Source organism: Rhodococcus sp. NPDC127593, assembly GCF_042671975.1.
GTDB lineage: Bacteria > Actinomycetota > Actinomycetes > Mycobacteriales > Mycobacteriaceae > Rhodococcus_F.
Genome location: NZ_JBHXWI010000004.1, coordinates 219,561 through 234,461, shown reverse-complemented (window position 1 = coordinate 234,461; position 14,901 = coordinate 219,561). Strand labels below are relative to the sequence as shown.

The 14,901-nt window shown below is 66.1% G+C and carries 12 protein-coding genes; 6 read left to right on the top strand and 6 right to left on the bottom strand.

Annotation, left to right across the window (positions count from 1 at the left end; all coding sequences use genetic code 11):
- Positions 1-2: 2 nt before the first annotated feature.
- Entirely contained in the window at positions 3-1,256 is a 1,254-nt protein-coding gene (purD, locus tag ACFVJ3_RS05320) for a phosphoribosylamine--glycine ligase (RefSeq protein ID WP_378451064.1), read from the bottom strand.
- A 138-nt stretch (positions 1,257-1,394) separates the two neighbouring features.
- Between purD and ACFVJ3_RS05315 the strand changes: the two genes are divergently transcribed.
- Together ACFVJ3_RS05315 and ACFVJ3_RS05310 are read left to right on the top strand one after the other, a co-directional pair.
- Positions 1,395-2,483, top strand: coding sequence for a serine hydrolase (locus ACFVJ3_RS05315; RefSeq protein WP_378451063.1), 1,089 nt, complete (start codon positions 1,395-1,397; stop codon positions 2,481-2,483).
- On the top strand, positions 2,480-2,953 hold the full coding sequence (locus ACFVJ3_RS05310; RefSeq protein WP_378451062.1) for an ArsR/SmtB family transcription factor: 474 nt from the start codon (positions 2,480-2,482) through the stop codon (positions 2,951-2,953). The genes ACFVJ3_RS05315 and ACFVJ3_RS05310 overlap by 4 nt, the downstream gene beginning before the upstream one ends.
- A 21-nt stretch (positions 2,954-2,974) precedes the next feature.
- On the opposite strand, the gene ACFVJ3_RS05305 is transcribed toward ACFVJ3_RS05310, so the two are convergent.
- Entirely contained in the window at positions 2,975-4,303 is a 1,329-nt protein-coding gene (locus ACFVJ3_RS05305) for an FAD-binding protein (protein WP_378451061.1), read from the bottom strand.
- A gap of 244 nt (positions 4,304-4,547) precedes the next feature.
- On the opposite strand from ACFVJ3_RS05305, the gene ACFVJ3_RS05300 reads away from it, so the two are divergent.
- A complete protein-coding gene (locus ACFVJ3_RS05300; protein ID WP_378451060.1) occupies positions 4,548-5,708 on the top strand; it encodes an ABC transporter substrate-binding protein in 1,161 nt (386 codons plus the stop codon).
- Between the two features lie 84 nt (positions 5,709-5,792).
- Here ACFVJ3_RS05300 and ACFVJ3_RS05295 read toward each other — a convergent pair whose 3' ends face one another.
- From ACFVJ3_RS05295 to ACFVJ3_RS05280, 4 genes are all read right to left on the bottom strand, one after another.
- Positions 5,793-6,590, bottom strand: coding sequence for an SDR family NAD(P)-dependent oxidoreductase (locus tag ACFVJ3_RS05295; protein WP_378451059.1), 798 nt, complete (start codon positions 6,588-6,590; stop codon positions 5,793-5,795).
- A gap of 120 nt (positions 6,591-6,710) precedes the next feature.
- Complete coding sequence (locus tag ACFVJ3_RS05290) at positions 6,711-9,275, bottom strand: ATP-binding cassette domain-containing protein (protein WP_378451058.1); 2,565 nt, start codon at positions 9,273-9,275, stop codon at positions 6,711-6,713.
- 4 nt (positions 9,276-9,279) lie between these two features.
- Complete coding sequence (locus ACFVJ3_RS05285; protein WP_378451057.1) at positions 9,280-10,149, bottom strand: branched-chain amino acid ABC transporter permease; 870 nt, start codon at positions 10,147-10,149, stop codon at positions 9,280-9,282.
- A gap of 107 nt (positions 10,150-10,256) precedes the next feature.
- Positions 10,257-12,191 (bottom strand): FAD-dependent oxidoreductase, encoded by a 1,935-nt coding sequence (locus ACFVJ3_RS05280; protein ID WP_378451056.1) that lies wholly within the window; start codon positions 12,189-12,191, stop codon positions 10,257-10,259.
- A gap of 107 nt (positions 12,192-12,298) precedes the next feature.
- Between ACFVJ3_RS05280 and ACFVJ3_RS05275 the strand changes: the two genes are divergently transcribed.
- The 3 genes from ACFVJ3_RS05275 (at position 12,299) to ACFVJ3_RS05265 (ending at position 14,887) form a co-directional block, all read left to right on the top strand.
- Positions 12,299-12,994, top strand: coding sequence for an alpha/beta fold hydrolase (locus ACFVJ3_RS05275; RefSeq protein ID WP_378451055.1), 696 nt, complete (start codon positions 12,299-12,301; stop codon positions 12,992-12,994).
- Between the two features lie 79 nt (positions 12,995-13,073).
- Positions 13,074-14,111, top strand: coding sequence for an ABC transporter substrate-binding protein (locus ACFVJ3_RS05270; RefSeq protein WP_378451054.1), 1,038 nt, complete (start codon positions 13,074-13,076; stop codon positions 14,109-14,111).
- Entirely contained in the window at positions 14,108-14,887 is a 780-nt protein-coding gene (locus ACFVJ3_RS05265) for an SDR family NAD(P)-dependent oxidoreductase (RefSeq protein WP_378451053.1), read from the top strand. Before ACFVJ3_RS05270 ends, ACFVJ3_RS05265 begins: the two co-directional genes overlap by 4 nt.
- Positions 14,888-14,901 lie beyond the last annotated feature (14 nt).

The window sequence follows — 14,901 nt, the reverse complement described above, 5'->3', positions numbered from 1 at the left end:
ACTCAGGGAATGGCGATGCGTCCCTCGACCGCGGCCAGGCCGATGTCCTTGCGGAAGTGGCTTCCCGGCAGCTTGATCGCGGATATCTTGGAGTACGCATCCGCGCGCGCCGCCTCGAGGTCGGCTCCGACTCCGACCACGCTGAGCACACGTCCGCCGGCGGAGACAACCTGATCGTCGACGAGCTTGGTGCCTGCGTGCAGGACGCCGTCACCGTCGGCGCCCGTGATCACGTCGCCGGTGCGCGGAGTGGCCGGGTAGTGTTCGGCCGCGACCACGACAGTCACCGCCGAGCCGTCCTGCCATTCGAGCGGCGCGACCTGATCGAGCGTGCCGGAGGCCGCCGCGTTCAGCAGTTCGCCGAGCGGGCTCTTCAGCAGCGCGAGGACCGCCTGCGTCTCGGGATCGCCGAAGCGGCAGTTGAACTCGACCACGGCGGGGCCGTCCTTGCCGATCGCCAGCCCGGCATACAGCAGGCCACTGAAGGCGCTGCCCCGGGCGACGAGCTCGGCCGCGACCGGCTTCACGACGTCGTCGACGATCTGGGTCACGGTCTGCTCGGGCAGCCACGGCAGCGGCGTGTAGGCGCCCATGCCGCCGGTGTTGGGTCCGGTGTCGCCGTCGCCGACGCGCTTGTGGTCCTGGGCGGGCAGCAGCGGCACGACGGTCTCGCCGTCCACGACGCAGAACAGCGACACCTCGGGACCGTCGAGGAAGGATTCGAGGAGAACGGGGTGACCGTTCTCGAGCAGTTCGGCCGCGTGATCGCGGGCGGCGTCCCGATCGGTGGTGACAACGACGCCCTTGCCTGCCGCGAGGCCGTCGTCCTTGACCACCCAGTTGGGCCCGAAGCGGTCGAGTGCCTCGTCCAGCTTGGCGGGCGAGTCGACGATCTCGCTGTGCGCGGTCTTCACACCGGCGGCGGCCATGACGTCCTTGGCGAACGCCTTGGAACCCTCGATGCGCGCGGCGTCGGCCGACGGGCCGAAGCAGGCGATGCCCGCCGCGCGGACGGCGTCCGCGACACCCAGCACCAGCGGGACCTCGGGACCCACCACGACGAGGTCTGCGTCGAGCTTCTTCGCGAGGGCTGCCACCGCCTCCCCGGACGCGATGTCGACGGAGTGCTGCTCGGCGATCTTGCCGATCCCGGCATTGCCGGGCGCGCACATCAGGGCACTGACACCCGGGTCGCGAGCGAGGGCGAGAAGGAGGGCATGTTCACGGGCTCCGGAGCCGATAACGAGTACGCGCACGGGTGTCAGCCTACGGGCCGCGCCGAACGGGATGTTCGGAGCGTGCGGTCTCGACAGTCCCCCCGCTCCCGGTTACCCTACTTCTAGAATTCCGTAATTCCGAATTATCGAATTATCACAGGTTAAGGGATCTCCACGATGACCAGGATGCTGGGCACGGTCACAGCAGCAGTCGCGGTCGCGGTGAGCCTGGGCGCATGCAGCACCGACGGCACCGCCGCCTCCTCGGACGAGCACGCTGCGCCGCCGGCCGTATGCGCACCACTGCCCCCCGCCGACATCACGACCGCCGCGGGATGGGTCGGGTACGTCGGCTCCCACCCCGACGACGTCGCCTTCGTCGTCGACGACGGTCGCGGCCGAACAGTCGAGCACCGCGCCGGCGACACCGTTCCGCTGGCGTCCGCGATCAAGGTGGTGCACCTGGCCGCCTACGCCCGGGCCGTCGCATCGGGTGAACTCGACCCGGCCGAGCCGGTACCGCTGTCCGAGTGGGAACGGTGGTACCTCCCGAACACCGACGGCGGCGCCCACCCGACGGCCCTGCAGCGGCTCGGCGTCACCGAACCGGACGCCACGGTCCCGCTCGAGCAGATGGTGACCGCGATGATCCAGGAGAGCGACAACGCCGTCCCCGACTATCTGCGCGACCGACTCGGCGACGCCGCCCTCGCCGACGCCGCCGCTCAGGGCGGCTGGGACGACCTGGAGGTGCCGACCCTGCTGGGCTCGACCATCGCCCTCCTCGATCCGGCGATGTCGCGAGATGCCCGATGGGACGCCGCCCAGCGTTACGCACACGACAGCGCCTACCGCGAACAGGTGATGCGGATGTCGCCCGGCGACGACTTCCCGGCGGTCACGGCCCGGGTGCAGGAGTCGGGGGTGGCGGGTACGGCCGCGGGCCTGGCGTCGCTGCACCGCGCGATCGCGAGCGGCGACTTCGGCCCCGGCTCCGATATCGCGCGCCGAACACTCGAATGGCAGCCCGCCCCGCCCGGGCTGGACGGGCTGGGTTTCAAGGGCGGCAACCTTCCGGGAGTGGTCACCGAGGCGATGACGATCCGTCGTCCCGACGGCACCGTCGCGACCGCGGTGCTGTTGACGTCGAACCTGTCGAGCGAGGACTACCTGAACTTCATCGGCGGGAACTACGCGCACCAGCAACTGCTTCTCGAGGCGATGACCGATCCCGACACGACGTCACAGCTGAGTTGTGCCGCGTGAACGACGAGTACGACGCCCGGCTCGCCGACCTCGAGGCGCGCGTCCACGCCCTCGAATCGGCCCGGCCCGCCGAACCCCCGACAGCCGACGTCGGCGAGAGCATCGGGCAGATCGGGTATCAGGGCACCGTCGACCTGGGCGGCGAGATCCAGTGGACGATCCGATACGACGCCGGCGCCACCCTCGACCTGTCCCCCACGGCCGTGTCGAACGTGCTCGCCGCCCTGGGACATCCGACCCGCCTCGAGATCGTCCGCACACTGCTGCGCGGTCCCGCCGGCGCAGCAGAGCTGCAGACCGCGGTCGGGCTGTCCTCGCCCGGTCAGCTCTACCACCACCTGCGCACCCTCGGCGGGGCGCGCATCGTCGAGCAGGAGTCGAGGAACCACTACCGCATCCCGGCGGCGAAGGTGGTGCCGTTGCTGGTCATCACCCTCGCCGCCGCGGATGTCGGGGAACACCCCCTGTGAGTACTTGTTAACCGCGGGCGGTTAACAAGTACTCACAGGGGCGGTGAAGTCCGCGGCGGCCAGACCGAACACCAGTGCAGGTGCAATACCGCCGGTGTACGCGCGGTTGTAGAGGCCGCCGGTGTCCGACCCGGCCGCGAACAGTCCACTGATCGTCCCGCCCTTGGCATTCAGGACACGGCCGTGCTCGTCGATGCGGATGCCGTGGAAGGGGAATGTCAGTGCCGGGCATGCCTCGACGATGTAGTAGGGCCCCTCACCAAGTGGCTTCGAGTCGTAGCGACGCGGCGGCTGAGCGTCCGGACCGGCCGCATCGAGTGCCCGGATCTGATCCGCGATCGCGGCACCGTCGTAGCCCCACTCCTCGGGAAGATAGGCGAACTCGTCGAGGTTCTCGGCGATTCCGCACCGCCCACCCCGGCGCTGCGCGAGGTCGAACTTGTCGATCGCGGCGGTGCCCTCGACGTAGCTGCCGGTGATCCACTCGCGGTACACCCGTGCGTCGGCGACGAGCAATCCGCGCGACTCGGGCTGCTCCAGCAGGTCCATCGTGGTCAGATGGTCACCGACGGTCTCGTCGGTGAAACGCCGGTTGTCGAGGTTGAACAGCAGCGCATGCTCGCTGTAGTAGAGCGACAGCGCGACGAAGTCGGACGGGTCGCGGAAACGCACCCCGGTCGGGATGAGATGGCCGTAGAAGCCGGACCGGTCCGTGCCGGAGGCAGCGCCGACGGCCTCGGCCAGGCGTAGTCCGTCACCCGCGCTCGTGGGATTCGAGCGCAGCTGCATCTCGGTCGCGGCGGGATGGATGTGTTCACCGGACAGTTCAGGGTTCGCCTGAAATCCCCCGGTGGCGAGAATCGTCGCGTGGGAACGTATTTCACATTCGGTGTCGTCCGAGAGTCGCACACGAGCACCTACGACTCCGCCGTCCAGTGTGATCAGGGAGAGCGTCTCGGCGTTCGTGTGCAACTCACCGCCGTGACTGCGGATTCGCCGACGACACTCGTCGATGTATCGGTTGGTGTCGAACTGGTGGCCCGTGCCGTAGCGGAGAACTGTCACCGCGTCAGCGCACTCGACGCCGAGTGAGCGGATCCAGGCGATTCCGTCCGAAAATCCGTCGACGAGCGCCCGACGTAACGCGGGGTCGCCGTTCGGATTGACCTCGTCCATCACCTCGTGTGAGGGCGCAGTCCACGCGTATCCCGCGAACTGGGCGGACCCGCCGATCGTTGCAGACTTCTCGACGACGACAACCGACCGTCCTCCGGCCACCGCCCGAGCCGCCGCGGTCAACCCGGCCATGCCGGCGCCGATGACGAGTAGATCGGTGTCGATTCGTGGCATCTGGTGCTCCTCATCCTCCGAACAGTTGCATTGTCCCCAACACCGTAGTTCCTCAACTGAAGTCAGTTCAAGTAAATCGCACACATTAGCGTCGAACAACCGCCCTCGCCGGGCGTCGCCGCACAACGCCCTCGCGACCACTTCGACGGCTGGCAGGAATCCACATTCGGTCCACGAATGTGATTGCCGACACAGCATTTCCTCTATAGCATCTATTGAACTGAACTTGATTCAAGGAGTGGATGTGCGGAAAATTCTTCTCACCGTCGGTGTAGTCCTCGCCACGGCGTTGACGGCGTGCGGAGCGCAAGCCGGCGACGGCGATGCGGGCGGGCCGATCAAACTCGGCGCATGGCTTCCCCTTTCGGGGCCACAGGCTTCGGGGGGTCTTCCCCAGGAAGCCGGTACCCAGGCGTTCTTCGATCAGCTCAACGCGGCAGGAGGGATCCACGGTCGCCCCGTCGAGTGGACTCCGGTCGACAACGCGTTCGACCCGCAGCAGACGATTCAGGTGGCGCGACAGCTGGTCTCTCGCGACCGGGTTGTCGCGATCGTCGGCGCAAACGGCACGGCAACCACGGAGGCGACGTTTCCATTCGTTCTCGAACAGAACGACATACCCATCTTCGGAACCTATGGCGGCTCCACCGCCTGGTACGACCCGCCGCGGGACGGTTTGTTCGGCAGCCAGACGCTCTACGAGAACCAGGCGCGCGCCGCCGCGCAGTGGGCGCTCGACGAGGGTGCCAAGAAGGTCACGATCATCCGCAACGATCCGGCCGCGTTCGTGAATGTGGGCGCAGTCGCCACGACCGAACTCGAGAAGGCCGGGGCGGAGGTCTCGACCGTGGAGGTCAAGCTCGGTACCACGGACTACAGCCCGTTCGTGTCCCAGATCCGTTCGGCTGCACCCGATGCAGTCCTGACGATCCTGCCGATCCAGGAGGCCGCTGCGTACCTCAACGAGATGGCCCTGCAGGGTGTCAAGATCCCCAGTTACGGCTACTCCCCTACGGTCGGCAACAGCCTGCTCGACCTCGCAGGTGCGAACGCGGAAGGGTTCCGCGCCGTGTCACTGACGCTGCCGCCGACCGCCGACAACCCCGAGGTCGAGGAGTACCGACAGGCGCTTGCGAAGTACAAGCCTGGCGATAAGCCCGATTTCTACTCGCTGGCAACCTATGGCTCGGCGAAAGCGTTCGCTCAGGTCCTCGCGAGCATCGACGGCGAGATCACGTCCAAGTCCGTCACCGACGCGATAATCACGAGCGGCACCCTCGACACCGGCGTGATGCCTCCACTCACGTTCAGCGCGGATGAGCACCTCGGTACCGACAGCGTGGTCCGGGTCCAGGTCGAGGGCGGCAAGTTCGTTCCCATCGGAGACTTCGTGTCACCGCAGTAGCACCTCGAGCGCATCCAGGTCGGCGAGTCCAACCTGGATGCGCTCGTAGCGAATACCGTGTTTCTGTTCCGCTCGGATGAGCTGTCAGACGGTGAATCGTCCACGGTTGCTGAGTAGCACCGCACCCACCACGTTTCTGGCCTGCTCCGAAGCGAGGAACAGCACGTTGTCCGCGATCTCGCCCGGTGTCGCGTAGGGCACCGGCGTGTTGTTGACCCACTGCACTTTGAGTTCTTCCGGTGTGCGAGCGGCCATGCCGGTCTCCGTCGGGCCGGGAGCGACAAGGTTGAGTCGGATGCCGAACGCCACCACCTCCTTGGCGACGGCCTGGCAGAAGGCATGGACGGCAGCTTTCGATGCCGCGTAGTGCGGGTATCCCGTCAAGGTATCGAACGCTGAGGACGAGCCGATCACGACGATCGCGCCGCCTTTCGGCTTCATCGCCCGTACGGCGGCGCGCACCACGTGAAATGTGCCGTCCAGGTTGACCGACATCACTCGGCGCCATTGCGCATCGGTGAGGTTCGCCGTCAGGTCGATCGGTGCGCCGGCGGCGGTCGCCTCCGTGATGATCTTCTTGGACTCCGGGTCGTCCACACCGGCGGCGTGGACGACGACGTCGAGCCGCCCTTCGGCGTCGAGGACCTCCGCCATGGCGGCATCGACGGCGTCCGGGTCCGAGACGTCGACCCCTCGTGCGATCGTCGTGGGGTCGTCACCGTACCGTCGGCGCAATTTCTCGACCACGATATCGGCCACGTAGACGCGGGCAGCTCCCTCACCGACGAGTTGCGCGACGACGGCCGCTCCGATTCCTGATCCGCCACCCGTCACCAGGGCGACCGCGCCCTCGAACCTGCCTTGTCCTGCTGTTCTGTCCATCTTCGTCGGTAGTCCCTTCGTCAGAGTCTGATCAAGCGCATGTGCAAGCCGGGTGTCTTCGGCGACAGCGAAAAGCAGGTCGGGTATCTCCAGGCCCCGGCGGTCCGCCGCATACGGCAGTCACTGGTGAACCTCGACGACACCTGCAGGGACGTCTGTACCGAAGTAGGCTGCCTCGGCGATGCGGCCGAAGCCCGGAGTACTGCTGTTGCCGCGCGCGACGGCCTCACCTTGACGAAGAACGATGACCTCGCTGCAGGCTTCGAGCGCGCGGGCGAGTGACTGGTCGAGCAGGATGGTCGTAATGCCCCGGCGCGCCATATCGTTCACCTGTGAATACACTTCCTCGACCATCGCCGGGGAGAGGCCCAGCGCCGGTTCGTCGAGGATCAGAACTTCGGGGTCGGCCATCAGCGCCCGGGCGATGGCGACAAGCTGTTGTTCGCCGCCGGACAGCGAGCCTGCCGGTATGTCCATGCGGGTGCGGACCCGTTCGGGGAGCCCTTGCCGCAACTCTTCGAGCCGGGTCCGCAGCTTACGGCCGGAGATTCCTGCGGCGTACGCCGCGACCTCCAGGTTCTCGCGCACCGACAGGGTGCGGAACAAGGCGCGCCCCTCGGGAACCAGGCTGAGGCGTAATGCGTCGGTGCCATTGACCGTCCGGGTGCCGCCGGTCGACTGCAGATCGCCGTGCAGGATCCGCCCCAGAGTGCTCTTGCCGGCGCCGTTCGCGCCCACGATGCCGAGGATTCCGCCTGCATGGACGTCGAGATCGATGCCGGACAATGCCTGCACACCCTCGTAGTGGTGCTCGATCCCACGCACGGAGATCAATGGGGCCGCCGTTCGGTCGATGTCGGGTGCGATCAGTGCGGTGTCGATTTTTCCCAGATACGAGTCGCGGACCTGTTGGTTCTGCAGGACGGTGTCCGGGGTCCCATCGGCGATCAGCTCGCCGAAGTCGAACGCCACCACCCGATCTGCGACGGCGAACAAGTCGTCGAGGACGTGGTCGATGATGACCACGGAGGTACCGGAATGCGAGAGCCGGCGGATGTGGTCGGCGAGAGTGTGACGTTCATCGGCGTCGAGGCCACCGAACGGTTCGTCGAGCACGATCAGTCGCGGGTTGTCGGCGAGCGCCGCGATCGCACGGGCCAGATCGACTCGCTTCTGCAGCCCGAACGGCAGTTCTGTGGGGAGCCGGTGCACGTGGTCGGCCAACCCGACACTCGCGAGGACCTGCAACGCCGTGTCGCGATCGGCGCGGCGCCCCCAACGGTTGACGACACTGACATTTTCGAGGACGGTCAGTTCCGCGAAAAGTTCAGCATGCTGAAAAGTCCGGCCGAGGCCGAGCGAGCGCCGACGAGTCGCCCGCACCCCGTGCAGAGGCCGGCCACCGAGTTCCATTGTCCCCACGAGTTCACCGCCGCCGATCAGGCCGCACAGGGCGTTGACGAAGGTGGTCTTGCCGGCGCCGTTCGGCCCGATGATCGCGAGCACCTCACCTGCATCTACGCGGAGATCGATGTTGTGGACGGCCTGAAGGCCACCGAATCGAACACCGAGTGCCTCCGTCTTCAGCACGGCCGCCGCCGCGGTATCGGCCAGCGTATTCGGAACCGATCCCGCAGTGTCGAGAAGGCTGGGTTGGGAGGTGGACAGCGTGGGGCGGCCGAGTGCACGCGTGAGCGGGACGAATCGGCGCAACAACCTCCCGGCCGTCGGGACGATTCCATCGGCGAGAAACAGCAGGGTGAGAATCAGGACACCCCCGATCAGGTAGGGCTGGTCGATCGACAGCGACGACGCCAGCGTCGGTGCGGATGCGAGGAACGCACCACCGAGAACGGCGCCGATCACGCTGCCGGTCCCGCCGAGGACGGTCGCGGCAATCAGGTTGACCGCGAAGACCATCGAGAATCCCTCCGGGCTGATGAAGCCCGACAGCAAGGCGAGTAGCACACCGGACAGACCTGCGACACCCGCGCTGATCGCGAACCCGAGGCTCGACTGCAGTTCGGGAGCGATACCGATCGATCTGCCCGCCAGTGGGTGTGTCTTGGCCGCAACCATGCGCATACGTATGGTCGTGCGGCGCAGGAACACCGACACTGCGACAGCGAGACCGAGGACTCCGACGGCCAGGTAGGTGACTGCGTCGGACGACGGAACGAGTTCGCCGAACGCGGTGTCGAATGTGTCGACCGGCACTCCTTGGTCGCCGCCGGTGACGCTCTTCCACGCACCGATGATTTCGAGAGTCACCAATGTGAACGCCAACGTGAGAAGCGCGACGTACAGCACGGAGAAGCGAGAGCCGGCGAACCCGAGGAAGCCTCCCAGCATTGCGCACAAAGCAACGGCGACAACGGACGTGAAGGCCAGTCCCCAACCGCTACTGCTGCCGTAGGCGGTCACATACGCACCGATCGCGACCATCGCGGGATGCCCGATCGACCAGATCCCCGTCCACCCGGCCAGTAGCGAGATGGACAAGACGATCAGTCCGTACACCGCAGCAAGTCCGACCGTGTAAATCTGGTAGCCCGGCACGAGTCCGGCAGACAGCACCATTATCGTCAGGATCGCCGCAGCCGGTCCGCCGAGAAGCTGACCGGCGCTGTACAGCCGCTGGGCGGAGCGTCCGGCACGCTGCGCCGAGCCATCTTTTGTGACCATGGATTCAGACCCTCTCGAAGGTTTGGCGGCCGAAGATGCCCTGGGGACGGATGAGCAGCACGAGCACCGCCACGCAGAAGACGAACGTGTCGCGGAAGCTGGCGGAGATATAGGCTGCAGCGAGGTTGTCCAGGACACCGATGATGAGCCCACCGATGACCGCGCCGTACATGCTGGTGAGGCCACCGAGCAGGATGCCTGCGAAGGCACGGAACAACACGGGGGCGAGAATCACCGGCGAAACCCCGGTTTTCGGGGCGTACAAGAAGACTCCCAGCACCGCCAACGCCATGCCGAGAGCCCAGGCGATCCGCGCGACCTTGTGCGCGTTGATGCCCAGGATCTCCGCGGTCTCAGCAGATTCGGCGACCGCGCGCATCGCGGATCCGACCGGCGTACGCGTGAACAGATACGCAATGGCCGACACGGCCACCGCGGCGAGGAGAATCGTGGCGATGTCCTGCAGCAACAGATTCGAGTTGCCGATCGAGATCGTGCCGTCGACGAGCTGCGGGAATCGCCGCGGCTGCTCTCCCCAATAGTGACCGATCAGATGCTCGACGATGATCGACAGCCCCATCGTGACGACGAGCGCAGCGAAGAGCTTGCCTTGCCCGAGCGGACGAATCAGTGCTTCCCGCACCACGACTCCGCTGAGAGCTCCGAAGACCACTGCGACCACCAGGGCGACAGCAATGCCCACGCCGGCCCCATACGCGCTGAGGGCAACGTAGATGGCGAGGGTCGACAATGACGCCATTGCGAAATTCATGACGTCGGTGGATCGGAAGATGATGACCAATCCGAGTCCGATGAGACCGTACACGGCACCGTTGGCGATGCCGGTGGTCAAAGTGATGAACAACTGGTCCACGATGCCTCCGAGGGCGGCCGGATTTCGAATTGAGTTGACTTCAGTTCACGTAACTTAAATGACCCGGGGTGTGAGCGCAACCACACTGCCGCCCCCGTGAGCACTTGTTAACCGCCCGCGGTTGATAAGTACTCACGGGCGACAGCACGGCCTTCGGAGACGGCGTGTGCGACCTTGCGGGGTACGAGCGCGTCGCCGATGACGTGCACGCGCGCGCTGTCCGGTGCGAGCTGCGACCAGTCGCGCGGGCGCCGCTCACCGGCCACGACCACCCGGTCGACGTCGAGACGAGTCTTCTCCCCCGACAGGGCGCTCTCGAACTCGACAGAGCCGTCGGCGACCGCGACGAGCGACGACAGCACGCGCACGTCGACCGGCGCCCCCGACAGCCGACGCAGATACTGCACCCGGCCCTCCGCAGGAAGACCCGACGCGAAGGCCGCAGCGGGTGTCAGGACGGTTACGCGGCCGGCACCCGCGGCGAGTGCCGCTTCGATCGTGCTCGCTGCGGGCCAGAGCCCGAATCCGTCGTCGACCACGACGACGTGGCCGGCGCCGCGAAGAGCTTCTCCCCCACCCAGCAACGCCTGAGAGGTAAGCACGGACGCCGTTCCCGCCAACCTCGGGGGAAGCTCTTCCACGGCACCGACGGCCAGGACGACTTCGTCGTAGTCCTCCAGGTCGATGGCGCTCACGGTGTGGGCCAGACGGATTGCGACCTTCGGCATGTTGTCGGAGTAATAGTCGAGGAGGCGACGCCAGCCGCTCCGGTGAGGGGCGTCGGCGGCTATCGCAATCTGGCCTCCGATCCGCTCTCGCTGTTCGAAGAGCGTGACGTCGTGGTCGGGTCCGAGCCGCATCGCGCACTCGAGCCCGGCGGGGCCTGCACCGACGACGGCGATCCGTCGCCGGTCTCTCGATCCGCGCGTGGGCCCCAGGGTCAGCGGGTGCGCCGGACGTGCGGAATAACCCGGGGGAGCGAGGTCGGGATTGACCGAGCACAGCAGGACGGGGTCGAACGCCCTGCAGTCCTCGTTGCACGACACGCACGGGCGGATCGACGCCTCGCGCCCGGTCAGTATTTTCCTCGGGAAGTTCGGGTCCGCGATCAGCGGTCGTGCCACGCCGACGAGGTCGGCTCCCGATTGCAACGCGGTTTCGATGGACGCACCGGTGCGGAAGGACTGTGACACCAGCAGCGGGGTCACTGCGGCGGCGCGCAACTGTCCGACCGAATCGAGCAGCGGCGGGTCGGTGACGGCCATATCTCGGACGTAGGTGGTGCGTACGCCGACCGTGACGTTGACGTAGTCGAAATCGGAGAGGTGCGGAAGCACGTCGCAGAGACCGTCCATGCTCAGGCCTGCCTCTTCGCCGCCTTCAGCAGACACACGGACACCGAGGACGACACCGGGGCAGGCGTCACGAACCGCAGACGCAATGCGGTCGAGGATCTGCACACGCTGAGCAACCGTCGCAGCGTCTCGCCCGAAGTTGGTGATCGGTGAGAGAAATTGCGCCAGGAGATATCCGTGCGCTGCGTGCAGTTCGACTACCGGAAATCCCGCCGACCACGCGTGGACCGCGGATGTGCGGAATGCGTCGACTATCCCGTCGACGTCGGCGCCGGAGAGGGCGCGCGGACGCGTCGGTTCGCGGGGCGAGCGGACCGCGGACGGCGCGACAGGATGACTCCACATCTCGGCGCCCAGAGTTTCGCGTCCGAGGTGCACCAGCTGGCAGGCCGCGATGGCTCCTTCCTCGGTGATCGCCCGGGCCCGAGCCTCCAGGCCGGCGAGGACTTCGGGACGCCAGGCCTCGGTGATGTTGCCGTTGCGATTGGTCGAACCGGGCGACACCACGGTGCCGCCGACGATGAGCATCGCGGCACCACCGGCCGCGCAGCGCCGCCAGTAGTCTTCGTCACCGGGCATCGGGATACCGCCGGCGACGGCGCCCGAGGCGTGCGGCGTACCGACGAGACGGTTTGCCAACCGAAGCGCGCCGAGCTGCAGCGGCTGCGCTGCACGTGGAGTTCTCATACCGGCTCCTAACTGAACTGGATTCACTTCACGCTAGCAGGTGATTGACATCACAAGGTCATTTCCCTAGATTCAAACTGATATCAGTTCAATTTAGTGAGGGCATCATGTCGTTCGTTCTCGTCCATGGCGCAGGAATGGGTGCCTCCTGCTGGGAGCCTCTCATTCCTTTGCTCGAAGGTGACACTCTCGCAGTCGATCTCCCGGGACGGGGGCGACGGCGCTCCGTCGATCCACGGTCCGTCACCCTCGACGACTGTGCTGCCGCCGTCATCGATGACGTGGAGGCGGCGAACCTCGAGGACGTCGTCCTCGTCGCACACTCTTTCGCGGGAGTGACGGCCCCTCGGGTCATGCAGGCACTCGCGCACCGACTACGGCACGTCGTCTTCCTCTCCGCCGTCGTCCCGCCCGACGGGACGCGAGTGATCGACCAGATCGACCCGGACGTCCGCACCGCGGTGGAGGCCTCGATAGAAGATGGCGTGTACCGCCAGGATCCGATGGGCGCTGCCGCGATGCTCTGCAACGACATGGACGCGGAGCAGACGGACTGGATGATCGACCAGTTGGTCGACGACTGCGGCGCGCTACTCACCGAGTCCGTCGATCTGTCCGGTCTCCGCGCGGACCTACCCCGTACATACGTACGTTTGACCAAGGACACCTGCTATCCACCCGACCTCCAGGAAAGATCGGCTGCCATCGTCGGCGGCGACACCGTCTTCCTCGAATCCGGCCATATGGCCATGGTCACGATTTCCGATCGCATTGCCACACTGCTCAACGGTGTCGCGTCGTAGGACTCGTTCGACTCCTCCATCCGTCACCGAATACACGGGTTCGCATTCGTCGAACCGATACCGAAAGGGCTTTCATGCCATGAGAAGTATGCCGATAAAGCTGATGGCCGTCGCAGTGGTCGCCGCTTTCGCCTCCGCCGCTTGCGGATCCGGCGGCTCCGGACCCACTGGGCCAGTGACCGGCAGTTGGGACGACGTCGTCGCCGCGGCCAAGGGCGAAGGCAGTGTGCTGCTGTACTCGAGCCAGAACCCCGCCAATCTCGAAGCACTCAAAGTGGCATTCGAGCAGGAGTACCCCGAGATCTCCCTCGAATACGTTCGGGGGACCGACGCCGACATCAACCCGAAGGTCGAGGTCGAGAATCAGACGAAGCGCGGAACGGCTGACGTGCACATGCTTACCGACGCCGCGTGGATCGAGACTGCCGCCGAGTCGGGCACCTACTCGACCGACCTCGTCGGCCCGGCATTCGATGCACCGGAATACGACCCAAAGACCAGTATCATGTCCGACAGATTCTTCTTGACGAGTGCGGCGGTGTTCTCTCTCGGATGGAACACGACAGCACTTCCGAGCGGTCTGCAGAAGCCGGCAGATATGCTCGACCCGGCGTTGAAGGGCAAGATCGGAATCGTCAACCCGTCCGGCATCGCCTCCTATGTCGACCTCTACCGGTTCTTCGAAAAGAACTTCGGCGCCGACTATCTCCAGAAACTCGCCGAACTGAAACCGCGCATCTACCCGAGTGCACTGGGCGTCGCTCAGGCCCTGACCTCCGGCGAGATCGTCGCAACCCCGGTGGTGCAACCCCTGGTGCGGGAAAAGGCATCGGGTGCACCAGTGGACTGGGCATTGCCCTCACCCCCGTGGGGTACCCCGTGGTTCACGCACGCACTGTCCGCGGCGCCGCACCCGAATGCGGCCCAGGTGCTGGCGAACTTCATGGTCACTCCCGCCGGCCAGAAGGCGTTGTCCCTCGGCTACGCGAGCGCCCTTCCCGACATCGAAGGAAGCGTCGCACGAGCCCAGGACATCGCGCTGCCCAACCCGTCCGATCTGACGCCCGAATCGCTCACCGAATACCAGTCCGACTGGGAAAAGAGATTCATCCAGTGACAACCAACGACGGGCGACTGCGTGACACCTGCGCTCTCGTCACCGGCGCTGCACGAGGGATAGGCGCCGCGACCGCAGAACTCTTCCACGCCCACGGGGCCACGGTTTACCTCGGTGACGTCGACGACGAGCTGGGGGAAAGCGTCGCGGCGAAAATCGGTGCGAGAGCCCACTACCGGCACCTCGACGTCACCGACGAATCGCAGTGGACGCGCGTTACCAGCGAGATGGCGGATCGCGGGCATTCGATGCGTGTTCTGGTCAACTCTGCAGGCGCCGCATCCAAAGCGTCCATCATGCAGACGTCGCTCGCAGAACTACGACGCATGATCGACCTCAATCTGGTGGGCACGTTCCTCGGCCTGCAAGCCGCAGGCACCGCGATGACCACCGGCGGTTCCGTCGTCAACTTGTCCTCGCTGCGTGGTGTCCTCGCGACGGCCGAGCTCGGTGCGTACGGCGCGTCGAAGTTCGGTGTCCGCGCCTTGACACGCGTTGCGGCGTTGGAGTTCGCGGAATCGAATATCCGGGTCAACGCGGTCTGCCCGGGCAGCATCGAGACGGCAATCACCGCCGGCTCCGACTTCGCCGACGACGACATGGAGGCGTACGTGAAAAGTATTCCGCTGCAACGCCGGGGCCTGCCGCTCGAGGTGGCGAAGGCCATCCTGTTCCTCGCGTGCGAGGACAGCAGCTACATCACCGGCTCCGATCTCATGATCGACGGCGGAACCTCCGCGGGCGCCAGGACTCCGAAGCGCCCGACGCCCGCGTAAGATGAACTGAATTC